The sequence below is a fragment of the Haemophilus parainfluenzae genome (genome assembly GCF_003252755.1).
GTDB lineage: Bacteria > Pseudomonadota > Gammaproteobacteria > Enterobacterales > Pasteurellaceae > Haemophilus_D > Haemophilus_D parainfluenzae_N.
In genome coordinates this window covers 438,753-465,157 of the sequence record NZ_QEPT01000001.1, presented here as the reverse complement: position 1 = coordinate 465,157, position 26,405 = coordinate 438,753, and the positions used below count along the sequence as shown (strand labels likewise).

21 protein-coding genes, 2 tRNA genes and 2 rRNA genes are annotated in these 26,405 nt (G+C 39.2%); 14 read left to right on the top strand and 11 right to left on the bottom strand.

Annotation, left to right across the window (positions count from 1 at the left end):
* Both DPV95_RS02205 and rrf read left to right on the top strand, forming a co-directional pair.
* Window positions 1-238 (top strand): 23S ribosomal RNA (locus DPV95_RS02205); the annotation flags it as partial.
* Between the two features lie 142 nt (window positions 239-380).
* Window positions 381-496, top strand: a 5S ribosomal RNA gene (gene rrf / locus DPV95_RS02200).
* A gap of 167 nt (window positions 497-663) precedes the next feature.
* Here rrf and glnE read toward each other — a convergent pair.
* From glnE to orn, 8 genes are all read right to left on the bottom strand, one after another.
* On the bottom strand, window positions 664-3,597 hold the full coding sequence (glnE, locus tag DPV95_RS02195; protein ID WP_111406584.1) for a bifunctional [glutamate--ammonia ligase]-adenylyl-L-tyrosine phosphorylase/[glutamate--ammonia-ligase] adenylyltransferase: 2,934 nt from the start codon (window positions 3,595-3,597) through the stop codon (window positions 664-666).
* 3 nt (window positions 3,598-3,600) lie between these two features.
* Window positions 3,601-4,554 (bottom strand): tRNA (adenosine(37)-N6)-dimethylallyltransferase MiaA, encoded by a 954-nt coding sequence (gene miaA / locus DPV95_RS02190; RefSeq protein ID WP_111406583.1) that lies wholly within the window; start codon window positions 4,552-4,554, stop codon window positions 3,601-3,603.
* Window position 4,555: 1 nt separating this feature from the next.
* The gene (gene mutL, locus DPV95_RS02185; protein ID WP_111406582.1) at window positions 4,556-6,400 is read right to left on the bottom strand and encodes a DNA mismatch repair endonuclease MutL; all 1,845 of its coding nucleotides are present in this window, start codon (window positions 6,398-6,400) and stop codon (window positions 4,556-4,558) included.
* Window positions 6,401-6,408: 8 nt separating this feature from the next.
* Window positions 6,409-8,022, bottom strand: coding sequence for an N-acetylmuramoyl-L-alanine amidase (locus DPV95_RS02180; RefSeq protein WP_111406581.1), 1,614 nt, complete (start codon window positions 8,020-8,022; stop codon window positions 6,409-6,411).
* A gap of 11 nt (window positions 8,023-8,033) precedes the next feature.
* Window positions 8,034-8,504 carry a tRNA (adenosine(37)-N6)-threonylcarbamoyltransferase complex ATPase subunit type 1 TsaE gene (gene tsaE, locus DPV95_RS02175; protein WP_049367944.1) on the bottom strand — a complete coding sequence of 157 codons (471 nt, stop codon included), beginning with the start codon at window positions 8,502-8,504 and terminating at the stop codon, window positions 8,034-8,036.
* Window positions 8,505-8,620: 116 nt separating this feature from the next.
* Window positions 8,621-8,696: transfer RNA gene (locus DPV95_RS02170), tRNA-Gly, on the bottom strand.
* Window positions 8,697-8,716: 20 nt separating this feature from the next.
* Window positions 8,717-8,792 (bottom strand) — tRNA-Gly (locus DPV95_RS02165).
* Between the two features lie 93 nt (window positions 8,793-8,885).
* Complete coding sequence (gene orn, locus DPV95_RS02160; protein WP_049366140.1) at window positions 8,886-9,434, bottom strand: oligoribonuclease; 549 nt, start codon at window positions 9,432-9,434, stop codon at window positions 8,886-8,888.
* A 76-nt stretch (window positions 9,435-9,510) separates the two neighbouring features.
* On the opposite strand from orn, the gene rsgA reads away from it, so the two are divergent.
* The 6 genes from rsgA to DPV95_RS02130 all read left to right on the top strand — a co-directional run bounded on the left by rsgA (window position 9,511) and on the right by DPV95_RS02130 (window position 17,753).
* Window positions 9,511-10,548, top strand: a complete 1,038-nt coding sequence (gene rsgA, locus DPV95_RS02155) for a small ribosomal subunit biogenesis GTPase RsgA (protein WP_049366791.1) — start codon at window positions 9,511-9,513, stop codon at window positions 10,546-10,548.
* Between the two features lie 162 nt (window positions 10,549-10,710).
* Window positions 10,711-10,968 carry a phosphocarrier protein Hpr gene (gene ptsH / locus DPV95_RS02150; RefSeq protein ID WP_049366790.1) on the top strand — a complete coding sequence of 86 codons (258 nt, stop codon included), beginning with the start codon at window positions 10,711-10,713 and terminating at the stop codon, window positions 10,966-10,968.
* Between the two features lie 78 nt (window positions 10,969-11,046).
* Entirely contained in the window at window positions 11,047-12,774 is a 1,728-nt protein-coding gene (ptsI, locus tag DPV95_RS02145; RefSeq protein ID WP_049366789.1) for a phosphoenolpyruvate-protein phosphotransferase PtsI, read from the top strand.
* A gap of 59 nt (window positions 12,775-12,833) precedes the next feature.
* Window positions 12,834-13,334, top strand: a complete 501-nt coding sequence (crr, locus tag DPV95_RS02140) for a PTS glucose transporter subunit IIA (RefSeq protein ID WP_049366136.1) — start codon at window positions 12,834-12,836, stop codon at window positions 13,332-13,334.
* Between the two features lie 71 nt (window positions 13,335-13,405).
* Window positions 13,406-14,605, top strand: coding sequence for a mannose-6-phosphate isomerase, class I (manA, locus tag DPV95_RS02135; RefSeq protein WP_049366788.1), 1,200 nt, complete (start codon window positions 13,406-13,408; stop codon window positions 14,603-14,605).
* A gap of 121 nt (window positions 14,606-14,726) precedes the next feature.
* Window positions 14,727-17,753, top strand: a complete 3,027-nt coding sequence (locus DPV95_RS02130; protein WP_049366787.1) for a glycoside hydrolase family 2 TIM barrel-domain containing protein — start codon at window positions 14,727-14,729, stop codon at window positions 17,751-17,753.
* Window positions 17,754-17,802: 49 nt separating this feature from the next.
* Here the strand turns inward: DPV95_RS02130 and DPV95_RS02125 are convergent, their stop codons facing one another.
* Complete coding sequence (locus tag DPV95_RS02125) at window positions 17,803-18,066, bottom strand: GrxA family glutaredoxin (protein WP_049366786.1); 264 nt, start codon at window positions 18,064-18,066, stop codon at window positions 17,803-17,805.
* Between the two features lie 130 nt (window positions 18,067-18,196).
* Here DPV95_RS02125 and DPV95_RS02120 point away from each other — a divergent pair, with 130 nt between their 5' ends.
* A complete protein-coding gene (locus DPV95_RS02120) occupies window positions 18,197-19,096 on the top strand; it encodes a RimK family alpha-L-glutamate ligase (RefSeq protein ID WP_049366785.1) in 900 nt (299 codons plus the stop codon).
* Window positions 19,097-19,134: 38 nt separating this feature from the next.
* On the opposite strand, the gene DPV95_RS02115 is transcribed toward DPV95_RS02120, so the two are convergent.
* The gene (locus DPV95_RS02115; protein ID WP_049366792.1) at window positions 19,135-19,737 is read right to left on the bottom strand and encodes a chalcone isomerase family protein; all 603 of its coding nucleotides are present in this window, start codon (window positions 19,735-19,737) and stop codon (window positions 19,135-19,137) included.
* A 110-nt stretch (window positions 19,738-19,847) separates the two neighbouring features.
* Window positions 19,848-21,242, bottom strand: coding sequence for a class II fumarate hydratase (gene fumC, locus DPV95_RS02110; RefSeq protein WP_049366784.1), 1,395 nt, complete (start codon window positions 21,240-21,242; stop codon window positions 19,848-19,850).
* A 238-nt stretch (window positions 21,243-21,480) separates the two neighbouring features.
* Here fumC and DPV95_RS02105 point away from each other — a divergent pair, with 238 nt between their 5' ends.
* The 5 genes from DPV95_RS02105 to valS all read left to right on the top strand — a co-directional run bounded on the left by DPV95_RS02105 (window position 21,481) and on the right by valS (window position 26,347).
* Complete coding sequence (locus DPV95_RS02105) at window positions 21,481-21,912, top strand: DNA polymerase III subunit chi (protein WP_049355404.1); 432 nt, start codon at window positions 21,481-21,483, stop codon at window positions 21,910-21,912.
* A gap of 31 nt (window positions 21,913-21,943) precedes the next feature.
* Window positions 21,944-22,525, top strand: coding sequence for a hypothetical protein (locus DPV95_RS02100; RefSeq protein WP_049366783.1), 582 nt, complete (start codon window positions 21,944-21,946; stop codon window positions 22,523-22,525).
* Window positions 22,526-22,601: 76 nt separating this feature from the next.
* Window positions 22,602-22,928: a N(4)-acetylcytidine aminohydrolase gene (yqfB, locus tag DPV95_RS02095; protein ID WP_049366782.1), complete on the top strand. Its 327-nt coding sequence runs from the start codon at window positions 22,602-22,604 to the stop codon at window positions 22,926-22,928.
* Window positions 22,918-23,430 carry a hypothetical protein gene (locus DPV95_RS02090; protein WP_049366781.1) on the top strand — a complete coding sequence of 171 codons (513 nt, stop codon included), beginning with the start codon at window positions 22,918-22,920 and terminating at the stop codon, window positions 23,428-23,430. Before yqfB ends, DPV95_RS02090 begins: the two co-directional genes overlap by 11 nt.
* 52 nt (window positions 23,431-23,482) lie before the next feature.
* Window positions 23,483-26,347 carry a valine--tRNA ligase gene (gene valS / locus DPV95_RS02085; protein ID WP_111406580.1) on the top strand — a complete coding sequence of 955 codons (2,865 nt, stop codon included), beginning with the start codon at window positions 23,483-23,485 and terminating at the stop codon, window positions 26,345-26,347.
* The last annotated feature ends 58 nt before the right edge of the window (window positions 26,348-26,405 follow it).

Sequence of the window (26,405 nt, the reverse complement as noted above, 5' to 3'; positions counted from 1 at the left end):
GGACCGGAGTGGACGCACCACTGGTGTTCCGGTTGTGTCGCCAGACGCATTGCCGGGTAGCTAAGTGCGGAAGAGATAAGTGCTGAAAGCATCTAAGCACGAAACTTGCCAAGAGATGAGTTCTCCCTGTCTTTAAGACAGTAAGGGTTGTTTAAGACTAAGACGTAGATAGGTCTAATGTGTAAGCGGTGCGAGCCGTTGAGCTAACAGATACTAATTGCCCGAGAGGCTTAACTATACAACGCTCAAGGGTTTTGGGTGTTGTGAAGACGAAACTCAGAGAATAAAGAGAAAGTTTTGAAGTTAAATCAGCTTGTTTGGTTGTGAGCACTAGAGATAGTGGAACAGAAAGAGAGAGAAGAAGTTATTAAAGGAATAATCCTGGCGGCGATAGAGCGGTGGTCCCACCTGACCCCATACCGAACTCAGAAGTGAAACGCCGATGCGCCGATGGTAGTGTGGGGCATCCCCATGTGAGAGTAGGACACCGCCAGGTACTGAATGTAGAACCCCGAGCTAAAGTGCTTGGGGTTTTTGTTTATGGATTTTTGTTAAAGATTACTTTGACAATATAAGTGCGGTAGAAAGTTAGGCTGTTTTTACGTAGAGAATATATAAAAAGGAGTTTATCCCAAATATCTGGAGATAGACTCCTTTAATCTTTTAAGAAAATAGCTTATTCCAGAAAGAACAAACAAACTCACTTTCTTCTGCAAACTCCGAATCATCAACAATAACAGGATTTCCTAATAAGTTCAGATGATGAATTTTATTACGTAGTGTCACATAGCAGGATTTGAGCTTTTCACATTCTGTTAGGGAAATAATGTGATATTCTGCCATTGAATCAAAGATACGGACGTTATCAGACCATTTAGTTAATATTGGATTAGCTGGCGCATTCGCAAGCATCAGATACTGGGCGATAAATTCAATATCGGTAATGCCACCACGATCTGTTTTGATATTAAAAAAGCCTTCTTTTATGTGAGATAAATGTTCGTACATTTTTTCACGCATTTCTCTTACTTCAATTTTTAGCTGATTAATATCTCTTTGAGCAGAAAGCACATTACAGCGAATTTTCTCAAATTCTGATTTTAATTCAGTTTCTCCAAAGATGGCGCGGCTACGGACAAGTGCTTGTTTCTCCCATGTCCAAGCTTCATTGAGTTGATAGTTTTCAAATGCTTGAAGTGAGCAGCCTAATAAGCCAGCATCGCCTGAAGGACGTAATCGCATATCAACATCGTAAAGTATGCCTGCACTGGTGTTCATACTAAAAATGCTGACAATTTTTTGAGCCAATCTTAAATAGAATTGGTTACTATCAATGGATTTTTTCCCACCAATAGTTTGGCCTTCAACAGCTTGGTATAAAAAGACTAAATCCAAATCAGATTTATACCCGAGTTCAATTCCGCCTAATTTACCGTAGCCAATGACTAAAAAGCCTTTTTCAGTTTTATCTACAAGATGTTCGGGGACCCCAAATCGTTGACTGACTTGTTGCCAAGAAAAATTGACAACGGCATCAATAATTGCTTCAGCCAGATAAGTGAGATGATCACTCACTTTCATAACAGGCAATACGCCAAGAATATCTGCGGCTGCAACGCGTAATAAAATAGACTGTTTGAATTGGCGTAAACCGTCAATAAATTGCTCTTCATCGTCTTGCGGTAATCGCAGCATATATTGCTTTAATTCATCAGGGTACTGCGTGAAAGGCAATGGATTACGTAGCGCTTCAGTATTTAATAATTCATCGAGTAGAATAGGATAGCGAGCCACTTGTTCAGCAATCATCTGGGATTGCGCACATAGTTCAATAAGTTGCTCAATGGCTTGAGGATTTTCTAAGAGCAATTCCAAATACGTCGTTCTACTCGCAATTTTATCCACAATATTGAGGATGCGTGGCAATAAAGTGCGGTAATTTTTCTGTTCAAATATTAGAGTGAAGATATTTGGCAATAAGTGAGCTAAAACTTCTCGACCACGAGAGCCAATAACACGTCGCGCAAACCCCTCTTTGAATTGAATAAGTTTATCTAAGATATCGGAAATTGCGTCATTATCAATGTGATTATCAATCAGCATTTGTTCAATATCGTCGAGATCACTTTCTAAAAAATCAATCCACTGATTACTGTCATCGGTACGTTCATCTTTTTCTTCACCAATTAATGTATCAAAAACTGACCGCACTTTTTGTTGGTGTGCTTGTAGTATTTGATAGAAATCATCCCAGTTTTCAATTGGATAAGATTTTATCGTAGCTTGATTGTTTTTATCTAAATAAGTATATTCTCGACAAGCAACCATTAATCTAAGACGATTTTCTTCATCTGTTGGAAGTAGTTGCGTTTGTTGATCATCAATGGCTTGTAGCACGTTTTCTGTACGACGGAGGAAGATATAGGCTTCTCTTAATTCATGATATTGCTGAGGCATAATTAAACCGAGATCGCGTATTTCAGTGAGAAGTTTAAGCAATTCATGTTGTTGGAGCTTAATCTCACGTCCACCACGAATCAGTTGAAAAACTTGCACAATAAATTCGATTTCTCGAATCCCGCCTGCGCCTAGTTTAATATTGTCTTTTAAGCCACGACGACGCACTTCACGCTCAATTTTACCTTTCATTTCACGTAAAGCTTGAATCACACTAAAATCAATATAGCGTCGATACACAAAGGGGCGAAGTAATTGCTTCAAGGTTTTTACATTGGGATCTTGCTCATCGGCTCCTAAAATACGCCCTTTGAGCATGGCATAGCGTTCCCAGTCTCGCCCTTGATCTTGGTAATACTGTTCCATAGCAGAAAAACTTAAGGCAAGTGCGCCGCTGTCACCAAAAGGGCGAAGGCGCATATCTGTACGATAGACAAAGCCATCTGGCGTAAATTGATCCAACGCATTAATTAGACGCTGTCCTAAACGGGTAAAAAATTTGGCGTTATCAACGGCTCGTCTTACCCCAACGGTTTCGCCTTGTGAAGGATAGGTAAAAATTAAATCAATATCAGAGGAGAAATTTAGCTCAAAACCACCTAATTTTCCCATACCAAGAATATAGAGTTGCTGAGGATTGCCATTTTCATCACAAGGCGTGCCCATTTCTTCGCAAGCTTGTTTATATAGCCAATCTCTCGCACCAATGATAAGGCTTTCAGCAAGTTGAGAAAGACGAATAAAAATTTCTTCTACGGTGGCAAGATTCAAGCTTTGACAGAAACTTAGTTTCGCCATTTCTTGATTTCGGAAATCTCGTAGCGTTTTGTAAAGCTGTTCTTCGTTTTGGATGGGGGCGAGTTGTTCTGTTAAACGGTTAGCATAATGTTGACAATCTGAAAATTGAGGAGGAGTTTGCCACCATTGAGCTAAAAAGTGCGGGTGTTTTTTTAAGACTTTTTCCAAGAAATCAGACAGACTGATGGCATAGTTTATTTGTCCGATTGGTGTCGTGAAATCTGTTGCGTCTAGCTCGATTTGTTGGGTTATTTCATCAAGATTCATTTCAGGGAAATGTTGGCAAAGCACTTCGCCAAGTTGAATGAGTTTTTCAGTCGAAAGCGGAAGTGAAAGTGCCATAATTTACCCCTTAAAATGTTCGTCAATCTTGCGTAATACGATTTCTTTGGCTTGTTGCGGTTGCAGACTATCTAGCCAATTTAATGGTGTTTTCCAGCCGCGTAGCCAGGTGATTTGTCGTTTTGCTAATTGTCGAGTTGCACAAATACCGCGGAAGACCATTTCTTCATGAGCATAGTCACCACGTAAATATTCCCACATTTGGCGATAGCCCACACAGCGGATAGAAGGCAAATCAGGATGGAGATCTTCTCGTTGATAGAGTTTTTCAACCTCTTCTTGGAAACCTAATTCGATCATTTTATGGAAACGTTGTTCGATACGTTGATGTAACACAACGCGATCTTCTGGTGCAATAGCGAATTGTAAAAATTGATAAGGCAATTCTTCGCCTTTTTGTTCGGTTAATTCCGTTAATGATTTACCCGTTAAATAGAATACTTCTAATGCACGATTAATGCGCTGTGAATCATTTGGATTGATACGATCTGCTGAAACAGGATCAATTTTTTGTAATTCTTGATGAAGCACTGGCCAGCCAAATTTTTGCGCTTTTTCTTCAATTTCTAACCGTAATTTTTCATCAGCAGATGGAAGGGGGGAAAGTCCTTCAATCAATGCTTTGTAATACAACATAGTGCCGCCAACCAAAAGCGGAATTTTACCTTGCGCGGTAATATCAGTCATTTCTCTGAGCGCATCATCACGAAAATTCATCGCGGAATAACTTTCAGCGGGATCTAAAATATCGATTAATCGGTGGGGGGCAAGGGCTAGTTCCTCTTTAGAAGGTTTTGCCGTACCAATATCCATGCCTTTATAAATTAATGCAGAATCAACACTGATCACTTCTACGGGCAGGCTTTGACGTAATTGAATGGCAAGATCCGTTTTTCCTGAGGCAGTCGGTCCCATCAGAAAAAGTGCGGTTGGTTTGGAGTCAGTTTTTTGTGTCATATTACAAATCGCTTAAAAAAGGCTGCCAGTTAATCGGTTTCAGTAATGTATTAAATTTTTCTTGATGATTTTTATTCAGTAAGCGTTCCGTTTCACTTAATAAGCTGACCGCATCCGCTAATACTTGAATTGGTTTCATCTCTAGCGTCTGACAAAGTGCGGTCAGGAAATCAGGCATATTTTCTAGATGTTCAGCAAGCAGACCCACCACACATTTTTGTAAATTTTGTGTACGTAAAATAGCGGGTACTTTGTTTAATGTAAGGCGTAGCTGGGCTTCATTCTCAATGAATTCAAAACCACTTTGTTGAAAATAGGCTTTTTGTTTTTGCCATTGTTCAAATTGTTTTTCATCTAAGCGAAAAATAATCGGAATGAGCAACGGCTGTTGTGAAATTTCACCTTGTTGTAAGGTTAATTCATAATTTAAGGTTTGCAATTTAGCTAATGACATCAAATAAAACTGCTGATTTTGTTGTAAAAGCAATGCTTTATTTTCAATTAATGCCAATGCACGTAAATAGCCTATTTCACTTGTCTGTAGGAGTTGTTCAACGACAGGTGTTGTTAAAAGTTGAGAATTTTCCGCAGAACGTACTAATTCCCCATATAAGCGTTGTTCAGTCTTTGTAGGTTGTTCACAATAACCATATGACGGAACGTACTCACTACGGTTTGAAAAGTGCGGTCGATTTTCTGATTGTTTTTCACGAGGCGGATGATAATTCGAGGCAAAAATATTTTGCCCAGCCGCCGCACGATTGGGTTTCGATTCATAGTGGGTTTGATACGAAGCCGAAGGCTCTCTAGCTTCATTCATTGTAGGTACTAAATCTAGTTCAGTTTGAGGGATAGCATTGAGCGCATTTGTTACGCCCTGACAGATAAAATCATGAATTAAACGAGCTTGATGGAAACGCACCTCATGTTTTGTTGGATGTACGTTGACATCGACATCATGTGGATTAAGGTCGATAAACAGCACAAAAGCAGGGTATTGCTCAGTATTTAAATGTTCTGTATAAGCTTGGCGAATTGCGTGTGTGATCACTTTATCGCGCACCATTCGTCCATTGATATAGCAATAGCTTAAATCATTCTGAGAACGGGTAAATTCAGGTGTTGCAACCCATCCGGAAAGATGCAGATCATCATGTTTCCAATCAATGCGTAAGGCATGTTGAACAAAATCATCGCCACAAATAGCAGCAACACGTTTTAGTTGTTGTTCTTCATTCGTCGCAGGGCGGTATTGTCGAACAATTTTGCCGTTATGTGTGAGCGTAAAAGCGATATTAAATTTCGCTAAAGCAATACGGCGAATGACTTCATCAATATGAGCAAATTCTGTTTTATCAGTGCGTAAGAATTTACGACGAGCAGGCGTGTTAAAAAAGAGATTCGCCACTTCAACTGTCGTACCGACTGGATGAGATGCAGGTTTAATTGTGGTTTCCATCTCTCGTCCTTGCGCATAGACTTGCCACGCTTCATTTTGCTCTGCAGTTCGAGAGGTAAGCGTGAGACGAGAAACCGAGCTGATACTAGCAAGGGCTTCACCGCGGAAACCTAAACTTAAAATGGCTTCGAGATCATCAAGATCGGCAATTTTACTGGTTGCGTGTCGAGCCAGCGCAAGGCTTAATTCTTCTTTAGGGATACCGCTGCCATTATCTCGAATACGAATCAGACTGGCGCCGCCGTTTTCAATATCAATATGAATTTTATTGGCACCAGCATCAAGGCTGTTTTCCACCAATTCTTTCACCACAGAAGCAGGGCGTTCAACCACTTCACCTGCGGCAATTTGATTAGCCAGCTGTGGAGAAAGAATTTTGATTGCCATAGGATTCCTTATTTTTCTTTAAGTTTGATTTTTTGCCCAGTCACGACTTTGCCATTTTTCAATGTTGGGTTCAGTTTTAAAAGACGATTAACAGGTACATTGTATTCACGAGAGATAGCATAGAGAGTTTGATCAGCTTTCACTGTATGATAAAGTGGGGTTTCTTTTTTGCCATCATCTCTCTTTTCATTTCCTTTTGAAGAGGCGTCTTTTTTATCATTACCTTTTTTCTCAGGCTCTTTTTTATTCTCAGTTTTTTCTTGTTTTTGATCTTTTTTAGAAACCGCTTTTTCTGCTTCAACAATTTTGCTACTTTTTCCTTTGTTATCGGCTTTGGCTTTATCATCTGCTTTAGGTTTTTCTTCTACCTTTTTGCCTTTGCCGTTATCAGGAATTTTAATGGTTTCATTTAACCAGAGTTCTTTACGTTTCAGTTTATTTAACTCAATAATTTCACTGACTTTTACATCATATTTGTTCGCCAGGCTACCAATGCTTTCACCTGGTTTCACTTTATGACGGACGCCGCTGTCTTTAACGTTAGAAATGCGGTCTGATTTTTCGGTGTTTTTCTCTTCTTTTTTAGTTGGTTCTTCCGCTTTTTTGCCTTTGCCATTATCAGGAATTTTAATGGTTTCATTTAACCAAAGTTCTTTGCGTTTCAGTTTATTTAACTCAATGATTTCACTGACTTTGACATCATATTTATTTGCTAGGCTACCAATGCTTTCGCCTGATTTCACTTTATGGCGAATACCACTGTCTTTCACATCGGAAGTGCGGTCAGATTTTTCATTATTTTTGTCGTTTGATTTTGTAGGTTTGCTATCTTGCTCATCACTAGGTGGAACAGCAATCGCTTTTAAATTACCATTGCGATAAGCGACTAAGCCTTCATAAATCATATAAGCAATACGACGACGATAAGCAATGGTATTCAGTTTTTGTTCTTCTTCCATATTGGAAAGGAAACCTGTTTCCACCAGAACAGAAGGAATATCGGGTGAACGCAATACACCAAGGCTCGCATGTTGTGGGGTGCTACGACTTAATGAAGTCACGCGAGCAAAGCGACGTAAAATACTATTCCCGAGTTCATAACCTGTGCGTTGGCTGTGACCAAATTGCAGATCGAGTACGGTTTGATCTAAATATTTGTCATTGTTATTGGAAAGTACTTTTCCTGCACCACCTAAAAGCTCAGAGCGTTTTTCATCGTCTTCTAACCATTGTCCCATTTCATCATTGGCTCGGCGATTGGATAGTACCCAAACTGATGCGCCACGTTGGTCTGAATTAAGAGAGGAGTCCGCATGGATAGATACGAGAAAATTTGCTTTATATTTACGTGCAATTTCAGAACGTTCTGGTACAGAAATGTAGTAATCGCTACTGCGTGTTAAAACACCTTTGAAATTAGGATCTTTATCTAATAAGGCTTTTAATTCTCGCGCGATAGAAAGGGTGACATTCTTTTCATAAATGCCTAAATTTTTTCCGATAGCACCAGGATCTTTACCGCCATGACCAGGATCAATGGCAATTGTCCATTGTGGCGCGGCAAATACGGTAGTAGAAATTAGAGAAAATATTCCAAAAAGAAACGAAAATTTTGCTTTCATGTAAATCAATTTTATAGTTGTGTCAAAATATGCTCGCCCACTGAGTTTTGAGCAATTAGTGTAATGTTGCGAGCATCGTCGTAATAATCAATATTCACCAATAAATCAGCCTCAGGCAAGATGCCCTCACCTTTTTCTGCCCATTCGATTAAGCAGATACAATTTTGGCTGAAATAATCACGAATGCCCATAAATTCTAATTCTTCAGGATCGGCAAGGCGATATAAATCAAAGTGATAAATCATTTTCTCTGCAATGCTATATTCTTCCACTAACGTATAAGTAGGGCTTTTGACATTGCCTTGGTAGCCTAAACCTTGCACTATTCCGCGAGTCAGGGTGGTTTTCCCAGCACCAAGATCGCCATTAAAATAAAGCACAATGGCGTTATCTTTCGGTTGTTTTACAAGCACTTCTGCGAGTTTTTTACCAAAACGGAGCATCGTGCCTTCATCAGGAATGTATTGGGTTAATTCGGTCATTCTTAGAGTGATTTTTTAGGTTAAAGTTTCTGTGGAATTTTATCGTATTTTGAAGGGAATATGTAGGGAAAATACAATAAAAAAATCCGCTGCTTTTCAGCAACGGATTGAGAATTTGGAGCGGGAAACGAGGCTCGAACTCGCGACCCCGACCTTGGCAAGGTCGTGCTCTACCAACTGAGCTATTCCCGCAGGGCATTCATGTGAAAATTTGGAGCGGGAAACGAGGCTCGAACTCGCGACCCCGACCTTGGCAAGGTCGTGCTCTACCAACTGAGCTATTCCCGCATTTCACATTGGTGAATGAGGCAACATTATACGAAAAAATTTATTCAACGCAAGCGCAGATTTCGCAAATGATTGAGTTTGCCTAAGTTTTCATCAACCCAGATTAATAAAGTGATCACGGTAGTAAGCTAACTCTTTTATTGACTCTCGAATATCATCAAGGGCTAAATGAGTATTGCCTTTTTTGAACCCGTCTAAAATTTCTGGTTTCCAGCGAGCAGCTAATTCTTTTAACGTGCTGACATCTAGATGACGATAATGGAAATAATCGGCTAAATCAGGCATATATTTATAAAGAAAGCGTTTATCTTGTGCGATGCTGTTGCCACAAATCGGTGAAGCACCTTTCGGTACCCAACGTTTTAAAAAATCTAATGTTTGTAATTCAGCTGCACGCTCAGTAAGTTTGCTCGCTTTGACTCGGTCAACTAAGCCATTTGCTGTATGGGTTTTTACGCACCATTCTGACATTTTGTTTAATAATTCATCACTTTGATGCACGGCAATCACAGGGCCTTCCGCTAAAATATTGAGATCTTTATCCGTTACGATGGTTGCGATTTCAATAATTCGTTCTTTTTCAGGATCTAATCCTGTCATTTCTAAATCGATCCAAATCAGATTTTGTTTATCTAATTGCATAATATAAGGTATCCTATGAACATTTTGTAATCCCGTTTATTTTAACGAAAAACATCGGAAAAAACGACCGCACTTTATGAGCAAACGTAAACTAACGCAAAATCAAACTCGTCGAATTCAATCAAATAACGCGAAAGCCTTGCATCGCCACAAGAAGAAAGAAGTGGAATGGCAAGATGATATGCTAGGTGAAAGCCAAGATGGGGTAGTCGTTACGCGTTATTCGGTTCATGCAGATGTAGAAAATGCACAAGGTGAAATTTTCCGTTGTAATTTACGTCGTACACTTTCTAGTCTCGTAGTTGGAGACAAAGTAATTTGGCGACAGGGCAATGAACAGCTCCAAGGTGTGAGTGGGGTGATTGAAGCCATTCACCCAAGACAAAATGAAATTGCTCGCCCAGATTATTATGATGGGTTGAAACCGATTGCGGCCAATATCGATCGTATTATTATTGTTTCTGCGGTGGTGCCGGTACTTTCACTTAATATTATCGATCGTTATTTAGTGGTGTGTGAAAATGCGGGGATTGAACCTGTCATTGTGGTGAATAAAGGCGATTTACTGGATGCCGAGCAAGAGAAGGAAGTGGAAAGCCAGTTACAGATTTACCGTGATATTGGTTATCAGACCATCATCATTTCTGCTGAAACCGGAAAAAATATGGAAAAATTGACCGCACTTTTAAGTGATGGAACATCCATTTTTGTGGGGCAATCAGGGGTAGGTAAGTCCAGTTTAATTAATTATATTTTTCCGACAGTAAATGCTCAAGTAGGTGGTATTAGTGAAACTTCAGGCTTAGGCCAACATACCACAACTTCTTCTCGTTTATATCATTTGCCACAAGGCGGTAATTTGATTGATTCACCAGGCATTCGTGAGTTTGGTTTATGGCATTTGGAGCCAGATCAAATCACCAAAGGCTATCGTGAATTTCAATATGTTTTAGGTACGTGTAAATTCCGAGATTGTAAGCATTTAAATGATCCTGGTTGCGCATTACGTGAAGCGGTAGAGGCAGGTCGGATTTCACCAATACGTTATGAGAATTATCATCGTTTAATTGAAAGTTTAAGTGAGACGAAATCAAAACGCCATTTTTCTGTGTAGTATATGTTTTACTCAAATTAGGTACGCAAACGTTTAAATTTTGTGATATAACTCAATTTTTTTTACGTTTCACCTTGATTATTGGACATTTAATAGCGATACTACCAAGGTTTTTTGGATTAAATTGCTTAAATTTTACTATTACTAAATAGAGGTAACCTTATGTTCTCAAAAGATGTAGAAATTACAGCCCCTAATGGTTTACACACCCGTCCAGCGGCGCAATTTGTTAAAGAAGCTAAAGCGTTTGTTTCAGATGTAACCGTCACTTCAGGTGGAAAAAGTGCAAGTGCAAAAAGCTTATTTAAGCTACAAACCTTAGGTTTGACGCAAGGAACTGTAATCACCATCTCGGCTGAAGGCGAGGACCAACAACAAGCTGTTGAACATTTAGTAGCATTAATTCCCACTTTAGAATAATTAACGATTAGCCACAGAATTCTTATTCTGTGGCTATTGTTTATCTAACCTTTAATAATTGTCTCGGAAGGTAAAAGTATGATTACAGGTATTCCAGCGTCACCAGGTATCGTTTTTGGTAAAGCCTTAGTATTAAAAGAAGAAAAAATTGTTCTTGATACGCAAAAAATTTCAGAAGATCAAGTTGAGGCAGAAGTTGCCCGTTTTTATGCTGGTCGTGAAGCCGCTGTTGAGCAGCTTAATTCTATTCATCAACGTGCATTAAAATCCTTAGGTGAAGAAAAAGCAGCTATCTTTGAAGGACATTTAATGATCCTTGAAGATGAAGAATTAGAAGAAGAGATTATTGATTATCTCCGTTCACATAAAGTGAATGCAAGTGTGGCAGCAAGTAAAATCATCGATCAACAAGTTGAAATGTTGTCAGAAATTGATGATGAATACTTAAAAGAACGTGCAGGTGATATTCGCGATATCGGTAATCGTTTAATCAAAAATATTTTAGGCATGCATATTGTGGATCTTGGTGATATTACCGAAGAATCCATCCTTGTGGCTTATGATTTAACTCCATCAGAAACCGCTCAATTAAATTTAGAAAAAGTATTAGGTTTTATAACGGATATTGGTGGTAGAACATCGCATACCTCAATTATGGCTCGTTCACTTGAATTGCCGGCCATTGTTGGGACAAATGATGTCACCGCACGCGTGAATACAGGTGATTATCTTATTTTAGATGCGGTAAACAATCGTGTTTACGTGAATCCGACTCAAGCTGAAATTGATGAATTAAAAACCTTAGAAGCAAAACTCGCTGAAGAAAAAGCAGAGTTAGCAAAATTAAAAGATTTACCAGCGGTGACCCTTGATGGTCATAAAGTCGACGTGGTAGCCAATATTGGTACGATTCGCGATTGCGAAGGGGCTCATCGTAATGGTGCAGCAGGGGTAGGTTTATACCGTACAGAATTCCTCTTTATGGATCGCGATCAATTACCGAGCGAAGAAGAGCAATTCATTGCTTATAAAGAAGTGGTTGAAGCAATGGAAGGTCGTCTAGTGGTATTACGTACTATGGATATCGGCGGTGATAAAGAGCTTCCATATTTAAATTTACCAAAAGAAATGAACCCATTCTTAGGATGGCGTGCAGTGCGTATTGCCCTTGATCGTCGTGAAATTTTACATGCGCAATTAAGAGCGGTATTACGTGCTTCTGCATTTGGTAAACTTGCCGTGATGTTCCCGATGATTATTTCGGTAGAAGAAATTCGCGAATTAAAATTTGTATTGGAAACCCTAAAAGCAGAATTACGTGTGGAAGGTAAAGCTTTTGATGAAAACATTCAAGTGGGTGTCATGGTTGAAACCCCATCTGCAGCAGTGAATGCGAAATTCTTAGCAAAAGAAGTCGATTTCTTCAGTATTGGTACAAACGATTTAACGCAATATACCTTAGCCGTTGACCGTGGTAATGAATTAATTTCTCACTTATATAACCCAATGTCACCTTCAGTACTTGGCTTGATCAAACAAGTGATTGATGCCTCTCATGCAGAAGGTAAATGGACTGGTATGTGTGGTGAGTTAGCCGGTGATGAACGTGCGACCTTATTGTTACTCGGTATGGGCTTAGATGAATTTAGTATGAGTGCAATTTCTGTGCCACGTATTAAAAAATTAATTCGTCATGTGAATTATCAAGAGGTCAAAGCCTTAGCTGATGAAGCATTACAAAAACCAACCGCTGCTGAAATTGAGCAATTAATTCAAGCTTTTTTAGCAGAAAAATCGTTAAACTAGATACAAAAAAAGAGTTTTACGTTAAAATACTAGCCATCTTTAATAGATAGGAGATTAAAATGGGCTTATTTGACAAATTATTTGGTTCAAAAGAAAACAAAACAGTGGAAGTCGAAATTTATGCGCCACTTTCTGGTGAGATTGTGAATATCGAAGATGTGCCAGATGTTGTTTTCTCTGAAAAAATCGTGGGTGATGGTATCGCAATTCGCCCAACAGGTAACAAAATTGTGGCGCCTGTTGATGGTGTAATTGGTAAAATTTTTGAAACCAACCATGCATTTTCAATGGAATCAAAAGAGGGTGTTGAATTATTCGTTCACTTCGGTATTGATACCGTTGAATTAAAAGGTGAAGGATTCACTCGCATCGCACAAGAAGGTCAAAGTGTAAAACGCGGTGACACAGTAATCGAATTTGATTTAGCAACATTAGAATCAAAAGCAAAATCAGTTTTAACACCAGTTGTTATCTCTAACATGGATGAAATCTCATCTATCGAGAAAAAATCTGGTGAAGTGATTGCTGGAGAATCTGTTGTTTTAAGTTTAACAAAATAAGATTTATAGACTAAAAGATCCGCTTTAAATAAGCGGATTTTTTTATACTCATTCTTTTCGAGGAAGGCAAAATGATTTATCGATTAACTGGCCAAGTACAGCATTATGCATGGGGCGGAAAAAACTATATTGCATCATTGATTGGATTAAATTCAGCGAAAGATCAACCTTGTGCAGAGTGGTGGTTAGGTGCTCATCCATTGGCGCCTTCAGAGATTGAGAATGTAACAGGTAAACAATCCCTTATTGAATTTTTATCGCAAAATCCGACCGCACTTGGGCAAGCAAGCCACCAGCAATTTGGTGATGAACTCCCTTATTTGTTAAAGATTTTAGATGTTGAAAAGCCGTTGTCGATTCAATTACATCCGACTAAAGCCCAAGCTGAAAAGGGCTTTGAGGCAGAGAATGCAAAAGGCGTGGCATTAACAGACAGCACGCGGACTTATAAAGATAGAAATCATAAACCAGAAATGATGATTGCTTTATCTGATTTCTGGCTTTTGCATGGCTTTAAAACAAAATCTCAAATTCTTGCTACATTAAATGCTCGCCCCTCTTTGCAACCTTTGGCTGAAAAACTCGGCAAACAAAGCCTTGCTGAATTTTATGCGGATGTGATGTTGGCGGATCAATCAACGCTTGCAAATTGGCTATTACCCATTATTGAAGCCAACCAACAGCCTTATAAAAATGGCGAGTTGGCGCTAGACAACCCCGATTATTGGGTGCTTTATACCATGGAAGCTATGGCAATTTTGCCTGAAAAATTAGATGCTGGCTTGGTGTGTTTTTATCTCTTTAATATCGTGCATTTGAAAGAAGGGGAAGGTATTTTCCAAGATGCAGGCATTCCTCATGCTTATCTTCGCGGACAAAACGTGGAGTTAATGGCCTGTTCTGATAATGTGATTCGTGGTGGCTTAACACCAAAATATGTCGATATTGTTGAATTATTAAAAATTGTGGATTGTCGTGAAGTGACACCTCAAATTATCTCAGCAGCACCTCAAAATCAGTCAGAATTTACTTATAAAACGCCAGTAAAAGATTTTGCTTTAGCTCAAATTTGTGTTGAAGTACAACAACATACTGAATTGACTCTTCAAAGTGCAGGTATTTTATTGGTGATGCAAGGTGAGCTGAAAATCCAAGATAAATCAATCGCACTTACCTTGAAACAAGGAGAGTCAGCATTCATTACAGCGGATTCTGTTGTCGAGATAGAGAGTGAAAAAGGCGGTTATGCCTTCTTGGCAAAATTACCATAAAATTAATGTGATAAGTATCACGATTTGCGAACTTATCGCTAGATTAGTCGAAGATTTTAGGTATAGTGGGCGTCATTCAGGCGCCCTTTTTTATATGTCTAAATTGCATTGGGAGGTTTTTATGTCGTTGCCTCGCTATTTTGAAGATCCGCAAACCTTGCACGTGAATACCACACCACATCATGCTTATTTTATTCCTTTTTCTTCAGCAGAAAGTGCGGTCAAAAAGACACGAGAATTTTCCCCTTACTTTACCTTATTGAATGGCGAATGGGATTTTTCTTATTTTGAAAGCTATACTCACTTGCCTCAAGATTTTCTTCATTTTTCGTTTACAGATAAAATCCCCATTCCGTCCAACTGGCAAAATCATGGTTACGATAATCATCAATATACTAATGTAAATTATCCTTTCCCTTTTGATCCACCTTATGTGCCCATTGAAAATCCTTGTGGTTTATATCATCGCGTCTTTAATGTCGAAATAAATTCAGAAAAACGGTATCTCTTAAATTTTGAAGGGGTTGATAGCTGCTTCTTTGTCTATGTTAATAAACAATTTGTGGGCTACAGCCAAATTAGCCATTGCACTAGCGAATTTGATATTACTGACTTTTTACAACAAGGGGAAAATCACTTACATGTTTTAGTGCTGAAATGGTGTGATGGTAGTTATTTGGAAGACCAAGACAAATTCCGAATGTCTGGTATTTTCCGAGATGTTTATCTGTTAGAACGAGAAAAAAATTACTTACAAGATTTCTTCATTCAAACGCAATTGAATCAAGAGTTTATCAAGGCTCGATTACATGTAGCCTGCCAGTTTATAGAACGTGAACAACCCATTTCTTGGCAATTATTGGATCCTCAAGGCAAATTGATAACAGAACAAAAAGGACACGCATTTCATACTGAAATTGAAAATGCACAATTATGGCATGCAGAGAACCCTCGTTTATACACGTTGATTTTGCAATATGGCTCAGAAGTGATTTGCCAAAAGGTCGGCTTGCGTCATATCGAAGTAAAGAATGGTGTCATGTTATTTAATGGGCAAGCGATTAAGTTTAAAGGCGTTAATCGTCACGATAGTGATCCGAAAACGGGTTATGTCATTAGTCGAGAACAAGCGTTGCAAGATTTACGCTTAATGAAACAGCATAATTTTAATGCCATTCGTACCGCGCATTATCCTAATGCACCTTGGTTTACTGAACTGTGTGATGAATATGGTTTTTACGTGATTGCAGAAAGTGATATTGAATCGCACGGCACGAATGCGGTCTATGTAGAGTCGCCAGAAACAAGTATTTTGTTAGGGGTAAAAACAGAGATTGATCATGAATCAATTCGTCAAAAAACAATCGACAATTATTGCTATATGGCTCGAAGCCCTGAATTTAATCAAGCCATTTTAGACCGCACTTATGCCAATGTTGAGCGAGATAAAAATCGTCCTTCTGTTGTGATTTGGTCATTGGGAAATGAAAGTGGCTACGGTGAGAACTTTGAGCAAGCAGCTGCATGGATGAAACAGCGCGATTCAAGTCGCTTAGTGCATTATGAAAATGCGATCTTTCAACATTCAGCACATCAAAATGACACATCCAATTTAGATTTTCATAGCGAGATGTACACCAGCACGGAAGAATTGGATGCTTATTTTACCGATGCCAAAAATCAAAAACCGTATCTTTTCTGTGAATATTTGCATGCGATGGGGAATTCTTGCGGTGACACAGAAGATTATTTCCAAGCCATGAAACGACATGCAGGCGCTTGTGGTGGCTTTGTGTGGGAGTGGTGTAATCATTCGCCTTATTTGCCAAACTCAAGCAAGATGGGCTATGGCGGGGATTTTAATGACACACCGAATGACGGTAATTTTTGTGCAGATGGATTAGTCACGGCAGACCGTCAAATTCAAAGCAATTTGTTGGAATACAAAAATGTGTATCGTCCACTTCGTGCTACCTTAAAAAATGGTCATATTGAACTCAAAAATCATTTGGATTTTATGGATGCGGCAGAGGTCATTTCGATTCATTATCAAATAACAGAGGACTTTTGGGTTGTACAAGAGGGCCAAATAGATGATTTAAACATTGCGCCAAAATCAACCGCCCTTTTGCCTTTAACATTGCCAGCAACTCACGGTGCGTTACAAATTTTGACCTTGACCTATCATCAAAAAACAGAAACGGGCTTGATTCCCCGAGGGCACAGTTTAGGATTTGATCAGATTATTTTGTCGGAGCAACCACATTTATTCGCTAATGAGCTCAAATCAAATCTCCAACCTATTTCTGTTTCAGAGAATGCTAATTTAATTTCAGTTAAAGTGGCAGATGTTGAATATCAGTTTGATCAATATAAAGGCACTATTCACCAAATTCGTAAAGATGGTAAGCTGTGGTTGAATCAACCTACTGATTTCAATATTTGGCGAGCGCCTTTAGATAATGATAGTTTAATGAAAGCACATTGGCTTGCCGCAGGTTACGATCGTGCGACGAGTCGAGTCTATGATTACCGCTTAACCGAGCAGGAAAGTGCGGTTGAAATCACCTTTAAATTGGGGCTAGCCGCTGTATCAAAAGCGCGAATTTTGACATTGAATGTGGTGTATCGAATTGAACAAAATGGGTTGCTTCACCTCAATATTCATGCTGAAAAACAACCGCATTTGCCATTCTTACCACGCTTTGGTTTGCGTTTCTTCCTTAATCAAGGATTTAATCAAGTAGAGTATGTAGGCTATGGCCCAACAGAAAGTTATCTGGATAAACATCACGCCACGGCTTTTGGTCGTTATAAGACAACGCCAGAAAGTAATCATGTGCCTTATTTAAAACCACAAGAAAATGGCAGTCACTATGGTTGTCGTGAAGTGAAAGTGGCGAATTCGTCTGATTGCTTTACCGTGCAAAGTCATACGCCTTTTAGTATGAATGTTTCCCCTTATTCTCAAGAAGAATTGGGCAGTAAAAAGCACCAATATGATTTGGAGAAAAGTGACAGTACGATCTTGTGTGTGGATTACAAAATGAGTGGGGTAGGCTCCAATTCTTGTGGGCCCGCGTTAAAAGCGCAATATCGTTTGAATGAAACGGAGTGGGATTGGGCAATCTCGTTGCAAATTAAATAATAAAAAAGTGCGGTTGAAATTAACCGCACTTTTATGTTTTTAGCAATAATTAAGCCACAACGTTAAATTGTTCTTTCATTAATGCTTCGAAATCAGTGCAACCGCCGATTGGTTTTTCATCAATAAAGATTTGTGGCACAGTTTCCACTTCTTTACCGACAGATTTTGATAAATCTGCTTTAGAAATGCCTTCAGCGATAATATCTACATAGCGATAATCGAAATTCGCTACTTCACCTTTTAATTTTTCAGCAAGGTTTTTTGCACGTACACAATAAGGGCAGCCTGGACGACCAAAAATAACTACGAACATAAAATTTTCCTTTTATTTAAACAAAATTCCTAGCGATTTTACTCTATTTCCACAAAAGCAGAAATCATTTTTCAGGATTATTGTGATTGGTGTAATATATCAACTCCTCTTTTCCTAAGGATATAACTGAATGAAATTATTGATGCTTTGCCGTGAGCCTCGCCTTTATAGCTGCCAGCGTTTAAAAGAAGCAGCGGAAAGTTGCGGGCATCAAATGGATATTTTGGATCCTAATCGTTGCATTTTAAAACTCGACAAAAATCAACCGCACTTTTCTTTGTATTATCAACAAAATGCAGAAAGTACGCCTTATTTATTGCCTGATTATGATGCGGTGTTACCACGCTTTGGGACGACAAGCACCCAAATGGGGTGTGCAGTATTACGTCATTTCCAAGGAAAGGGTGTCTATTGCCTCAATAAAGAACTGGCGTTTTTAGTCGCACGCGATAAATGGCGTAGTTTGCAGATGTTATTGGAACAAGGCATTGCAGTTCCAAATTCAGTCTTATCGGGTTGTGAAGTTGCGCCGAAACAAGCCATTAAGCAGACAACCTCCCCAATGATTATTAAAACCTTAAAAGGATCACAAGGTATTGGTGTGATCTTAGCCGAATGTCCACAAAGTGCGGTTAGTATTTTAGAAACGTTAAAAGATGCGAATGTGCCTGTTTTGTTACAAGATTTTGTAGAAGAGGCAAAAGGAACAGATATTCGCTGTTTTGTGATCGGTGATAAAGTCGTAGCGACAATGCAACGTATGGGGCAAGACGGCGAGTTTCGTGCAAATTTTCATCGTGGTGGCACTGCAGAAAAAGTTAAACTCACTGAAGAGGAAAAATCCATCGCCATTCGTGCAACTAAAGCCTTAGGGCTTGCGGTAGCCGGTGTTGATTTGATTCGTTCAAAAGAAGGGTTATTGGTGCTTGAAGTGAATGCTAGCCCGGGGTTAGAAATGATTGAGAAAACCAGTGGCATTGATATTGCCTTGCAGATGATCTTGTTTTTAGAACAGCAAGTGAAACAATAAAAGAAAAGGGCGAACTATATCATGTTCCCCCTTGTTGTTTATCCTTTTGCGTCTTGTTTAAAATCGTAATTTGGTGGTAATTCCGGCATCGTATTTTCTTCATCAAAAGGCTCGCTAGCCGGTTGATGTTGAAATTCTTTGCTATCGTGAGCCGGTTTTTCTTTACCTAATAATTGCGGTTGTAATTTGATAAAACTACTTTTATCTGAAAGCCACACATCAATAAACGCTTGTGTAAATTTTTGATCGAATTCATGATCTAACACGGTATCATTCAACACAAAATAGCCTTTATCCGCTAAGGCAACAAAATTTAAGATGTCATTTGGTGAAAAATCAGGGAAGATTTCCTGCATTTTTTTGAGCCATGCCGTGGTGTCATCTTTACTTAAATTTTGTGATTCCATTTCTTTGGTTAAAGCAATGGCGAAGTTTTTTCCTTCTACTGGTTTTTCATATTTAATCGAAAACATTAACGGACGTTCATTGTTTTCATAGGAACCCGTTTCAGAATATAAGCCGACAGTATAAACATGGAATGGCCCCCATGTGTATTCAGCATTGCCAACCGGTTGCCATTGGGCAAAAAGTGCGGTGGAAAATAAGGCTGAAATGGCAGCAATAATAAATTTTAGTTTCATAGTTTTTTTCATGTCAAAAATATTGCCGTGATTATAACAAAAAAGCCCTTTAAAAAAACAAATAAAAAGGCAGGATAGACCTGCCTTTGACATCAAATTATGGGGTGAGTTTATTTTAAGCTACCCACCATATCTTCTGGACGAACCCATTTATCGAAATCTTCGGCTGAAACTAAGCCTAAGTTAATCGCTTCTTCACGTAGGGTTGTTCCATTTTTGTGTGCAGTTTTCGCAATTTTCGCGGCATTTTCGTAACCGATGTGTGTATTAAGTGCGGTTACTAACATCAATGAATTTTCCAATTGTTGTTTAATGCGTGGGTAGTTCGGTTGAATACCGGTTGCGCAGTGTTCATCAAATGATACGCAAGCATCACCTAATAATTGTGCCGATTGTAAGAAATTCGCCACCATTACAGGGTTAAATACGTTTAATTGGAAGTGACCTTGTGAGCCAACAAATGCGATAGTGGTATCGTTACCGAATACTTGTGCACACACCATGGTTAACGCTTCACATTGAGTTGGGTTCACTTTACCCGGCATGATTGAAGAACCTGGTTCATTTTCAGGAATTAAGATTTCACCAATACCAGAGCGAGGGCCAGAGGCTAATAAACGAATGTCGTTTGCAATTTTGAATAAGCTCATCGCTAATTGTCTAATTGCACCGTGAGTTTCAACGATTGCATCGTGTGCAGCTAACGCTTCAAATTTGTTTTCCGCAGTCACAAATGGTAAGCCGGTGAATTGTGCGATGTAATCCGCCACTTTCACATCATAGCCTTTTGGTGTGTTCAAACCTGTACCCACTGCAGTACCACCAAGTGCTAATTGGCTTAAGTGTGGAAGGGTATTTCTTAGTGCACGTAAACCGAAATCTAATTGTGCTGCGTATGCAGAGAACTCTTGGCCTAATGTTAATGGGGTGGCATCCATTAAGTGAGTACGACCAATTTTTACTACATCTTTAAATGCAGCTGATTTTTGTGCAAAAGTTTTTTGTAAACGTTCTACACAAGGAATAGTGTGTTCAACGACTTTTTTGTATGCCGCAATGTGCATTGCAGTTGGGAAGGTATCGTTTGAAGATTGTGATTTGTTTACATCATCATTTGGGTGAACGAAGGATTTTTCGCCTAATTTACCACCATGTAAAACGTGAGCACGGTTTGCCACCACTTCGTTCACGTTCATGTTTGATTGTGTACCTGAACCGGTTTGCCAAATGACTAACGGGAATTGGTCGTCTAATTTTCCTGCAAGGATTTCATCACAGGCGGTTGCGATCAAATCACGTTTTTCTGCAGGTAATACACCTAAATCACAGTTTGCGAAAGCAGCGGCTTTTTTCAAATAACCGAACGCTTCAATAATTTCGTGCGGCATAGAAGCTGCCGGACCAATTTTGAAGTTGTTGCGAGAACGTTCGGTTTGTGCTGCCCAGTATTTATCTGCAGGAACTTGAACTTCGCCCATAGTGTCTTTTTCAATACGAAATGCCATGTGATACTCCTATCATCGAAAATAAAAATAAATCTTGAAAATTCTAACACCTACGAGTTATGAATGGAATGTAACATAAAGGTTAAAAGTTACTTTTGTGATGTAGATCATAAAAGTGCGGTAAAAAATTTCCGTGTTTTTTCTATTTACCTTAATCACCTTGTAGATGATTTATTTTTTGCTGCTTTTTTGATAGAATCCGCCAGTTTACAAAACGATAAATGGAGAAGTCGCAATCATGGCAAAAAACGCACAATTTTATCTCTTAAATCCAGAAAAGAAGATAACAGTTGAGCAACTTGCCTGTGATCTTGCCGCTCAAGCGTGGCGTTTAGGCAAGCGAGTTTTAATCGCGTGCGAAACAGAAGAGCAAGCATTTTTAATTGATGAAGCATTATGGCAACGGGATCCAAATGAGTTTGTTCCTCATAATCTTTCAGGCGAAGCAACACAATATGCGCCGCCAATTGAGATTAGTTGGAAAGGCAAACGCAATGCCCAACGTAGAGATTTGCTGATCAATTTACAAATGGAAGTGCCGGATTTTAGCCACAGCTTTACGCAATTAATTGATTTTGTACCAGTAGAAGAAACGCAAAAAGCCCAAGCGCGTGAACGTTATAAAATTCTTCGCTCGCAAGGTTGGACGCTTTCTACTGAAAACACTTAATATTTTTAACTTTAAAACCTAGGAAATTAACATGAATTTAAACGCTAAAGTGGCTTTAAGCCTTATTCTTGGCGCAAGCACCTTATTATCTGCTTGTGACAATAAAGAAAATACATCAACCCAAGTTGAGAAAGCAGTAAGAATACCTGCACCAACAGAAAAAGCAGAAAGTGCGGTTGAAAAATCAAAAGAATTAGTGGCTGAAACTAAATCAGCCGAAAAAGTCGCTGAAAAAACAGAAAGCACGGAAGTTAAAGCTGACGTTAAAACTGCAGAAGTAAAATCCGATGTAGTCAAATTTGAAGTAAAAAAAGAAGTAAAAGAGGTTGATGTAGCAGAGAAAGCATCGGATAAAAAAGAGACTGTTGTCGCTCAACAAGCAACTCACTCTCAGAAACCACGCGTGGTAGTGACTAAAAAAGCACCAAAAGAAAGTGCAGAGCGTAAACAGCAAAGAGCCGTATTAAATGTGTTAGAAAAACAATACGAAGAAGTTCGTTGTTCTGCCAATGCGAAAAGCTTAAGCGGTGATAGTTTTTGCCGTCAAGAAGAACGCCGTTTATTCTTAGAAATTCAACGTATTAAAGATAAATTAAGAGGGATTAAGGAATAATCCTATCCTGACCAATATGAGGGCGTGCTCAATTCGCCCTCAAAATAAAAAAATAGATTTTTTGTGACCGCACTTTATGAACGATATTACCTTTTATCAACGCTTCGAAGCCGATATTCTCGCAGGGCGTAAAACCATCACGATTCGAGATCAATCCGAAAGCCATTTTAAAGCAGGTGATATCTTACGTGTTGGTCGATTTGAAGATAATCAATACTTCTGCACCATTGAAGTGTTAAGTGTGTTGCCAATTATGCTTGATAATCTAACAGAACAGCACGCAGCTCAGGAAAATATGAGCTTGTCGGAGTTGAAAGAGGTGATTCGGGAGATTTATCCGAGTGAAGAACGGTTTTATGTTATTAGATTTAAAATAAACAAGGGGATTATTAATGAGTTTTGAGGATAACATTAGTCATAATCCTATTAAATGGCTTTTAGGTTCTGTAGTCGCGACAGCTATGACAGTTAGTACAGGAATGTTTTTTCTTATGCAATATATAAACTCTATAAATAATGAGACCTTAAAGAATAGAATTGAGCATTTTTCTCTGATGGAAATAGAGAAAGAAAGTATCATCAATAAATTAAATAGCGAGAATCAAATTCTTAAAAGTGCCATAGAAAATAATAAAATAGTCCTAGATGAAATTAATAAGAAATATAACTTACTAGAAAGTGATTATGAAAGATTAAGGAATGAAAAGACTAAACTGTTCAAAAATGCACCTTCAAAAAATAGTTCTATCCTAACTAGAATAAAAGAATTGGAAAGTCAAAAGAAAAAATGTAGTGCATGGGTTCATCCTTCAAGTATATCTGAGCAAGAAAAAATAGATTCTTGCAACCAATATAATTTAGATATAGATAAACAAATAAACGATTTTTATAAGTCCTTACAATAATTAGTTTTTATAACGGTACAATAAATTGCACCATACCAAAGAGAAAAAATTAATGACACAAAAATTCGAAATGGCAGACCGTTTTAATCCGTCTGCGGTAGAGCAAGCCCTTTATCAACATTGGGAAGAGAGCGGTTATTTTAAACCATCTGAAAATGAAAATGCGCCGAGCTATTGCATTGCGATTCCGCCACCGAACGTAACAGGTTCCCTACACATGGGGCATGCTTTCCAACAAACCTTAATGGATACCTTAATCCGTTTTAACCGTATGGAAGGGCATAATACCTTATGGCAAGCGGGCACAGACCACGCAGGTATTGCCACCCAAATGGTGGTGGAACGTAAAATTGCCGCAGAAGAAGGCAAAACCCGCCACGATTATGGTCGTGAAGCGTTTATTAACAAAATTTGGGATTGGAAAGCCTATTCTGGTGGCACAATCAGCCAACAAATGCGTCGTTTAGGTAACTCAATCGACTGGGAACGTGAGCGTTTCACGATGGACGATGGTTTATCTAACGCGGTAAAAGAAGTGTTTGTGCGCTTGCACGAAGAAGGTTTGATTTACCGTGGCAAACGCTTGGTAAACTGGGATCCAAAACTTCATACCGCGATTTCTGATTTAGAAGTGGAAAACAAAGAGAGCAAAGGTTCCCTTTGGCATTTCCGTTATCCGTTAGCCAACGGTGCAAAAACAGCAGATGGTAAAGATTATTTAGTGGTGGCAACTACACGTCCAGAAACCATGTTAGGCGATACGGCGGTGGCGGTGCATCCAGAAGATGAGCGTTACCAATCTTTAATCGGTAAAACAGTGGTTCTGCCATTGGCAAACCGTGAAATTCCGATTATTGCCGATGAATATGTAGACCGTGAATTCGGTACCGGTGTGGTAAAAATTACCCCTGCGCACGACTTTAACGACTATGAAGTGGGTAAACGTCACAGTTTGCCGATGGTTAACGTGTTAACCTTAAACGCAGATATTCGTGATGAAGCGGAAATTATCGGCACAGATGGCAAACCACTTTCTGGCTATGAAGCGGCAATTCCTGCAGATTTTCGTGGTTTAGAGCGTTTTGCTGCGCGTAAGAAAATCGTGGCAGATTTTGAAGCACTTGGTTTATTAGACGAAATCAAACCGCACGATTTGAAAGTGCCTTATGGCGACCGTGGTGGCGTGCCGATTGAGCCGATGCTAACCGACCAATGGTATGTGAGTGTGAAACCGCTTGCTGATGTAGCGATTAAAGCAGTGGAAGACGGCGAAATCCAATTCGTGCCAAAACAATACGAAAACCTTTATTTCTCTTGGATGCGTGATATTCAAGATTGGTGTATCTCTCGCCAACTTTGGTGGGGACACCGTATTCCAGCGTGGTATGACGCGGAAGGTAACGTTTATGTGGCTCGCAACGAAGCCGAAGTGCGGTCAAAATACAACTTAGATTCTGCGGTTGAACTCAAACAAGATGAAGACGTGTTAGATACATGGTTCTCATCAGGCTTATGGACGTTCTCTACCTTAGGTTGGCCAGAGCAAACTAAAGAGCTCAAAATGTTCCACCCAACGGATGTGTTAATCACTGGCTTCGACATCATCTTCTTCTGGGTTGCGCGTATGATTATGTTTACGATGCACTTCGTGAAAGATGAAAATGGCAAACCGCAAGTGCCATTCAAAACCGTGTACGTAACAGGCTTGATCCGTGATGAGCAAGGTCAAAAAATGTCGAAATCAAAAGGTAACGTGCTCGATCCAATCGACATGATTGACGGTATCAGCCTTGAAGATTTACTTGAAAAACGCACTGGCAACATGATGCAGCCGCAATTGGCAGAGAAAATTGCTAAAGCAACCCGTAAAGAATTTGCGGACGGCATTGCTGCTCACGGCACAGACGCATTGCGTTTCACATTAGCCGCATTGGCTTCAAACGGTCGTGATATCAACTGGGATATGAAACGTTTAGAAGGCTACCGCAACTTCTGTAATAAATTATGGAATGCAAGCCGTTTCGTCTTAACGAATGAAAAATTAGATTTAAGCGAAGGCGAGATCGAATTCTCATTAGTGGATCGTTGGATTCAATCAGAATTCAATCGTACCGTGGAAACTTTCCGTAATTCATTAAGCCAATATCGTTTCGACCTTTGTGCCAATGCGATTTATGAGTTTACTTGGAACCAATTCTGTGACTGGTATTTAGAATTGACTAAACCAGTATTTGCAAACGGCAACGCAGCACAAATCCGTGCGGCAAGCCAAACCTTGGTTCATATATTAGAAAAATTATTACGTTTAGCACATCCACTCATTCCATTTATTACCGAAGAAATTTGGCAAAAAGTGAAAGGATTTGTGGACATTACTGCAGACAGCATTATGTTGCAATCTTTCCCACAAGTGGAAGAAAACGGCTTTGATCCAGAGGCGGAAGCTGAAATTGAGTGGTTAAAAGAAGTGATCGTTGCGGTACGTAATATCCGTGCAGAAAGCAACATCGCACCAAGCAAAGGTTTAGATCTGTTATTCCGTAATTTAAGCGCAGAAAACGCAAAAATTCTCGAAAAACAGACCGCTCTTTTAAAAGCCATGGCGAAATTAGATAACGTTCAAGTATTAGCTGCAAATGAAACTGCACCGCTTGCGGTAGCGAAACTCGTCGGCAATGCGGAATTGCTCGTACCAATGGCTGGCTTTATCAATAAAGAAGCAGAGCTTGCGCGTTTAACTAAAGAGATTGAAAAATATCAAAATGAAGTTAAACGTATCGAGAATAAACTCAGCAACGAAGCTTTCGTGGCTAAAGCACCTGAAGCGGTGATTGCGAAAGAACGCGAAAAACAAGCGGAATACCAATCAGGATTAGAAAAAATCCAAGAGCAGTATAAAGCGATTGAAGCGTTGTAGTCTTTAAATAAAAAAAAGCGGTTAGATTTAAAATCTGGCCGCTTTTTATTTTCTTAAA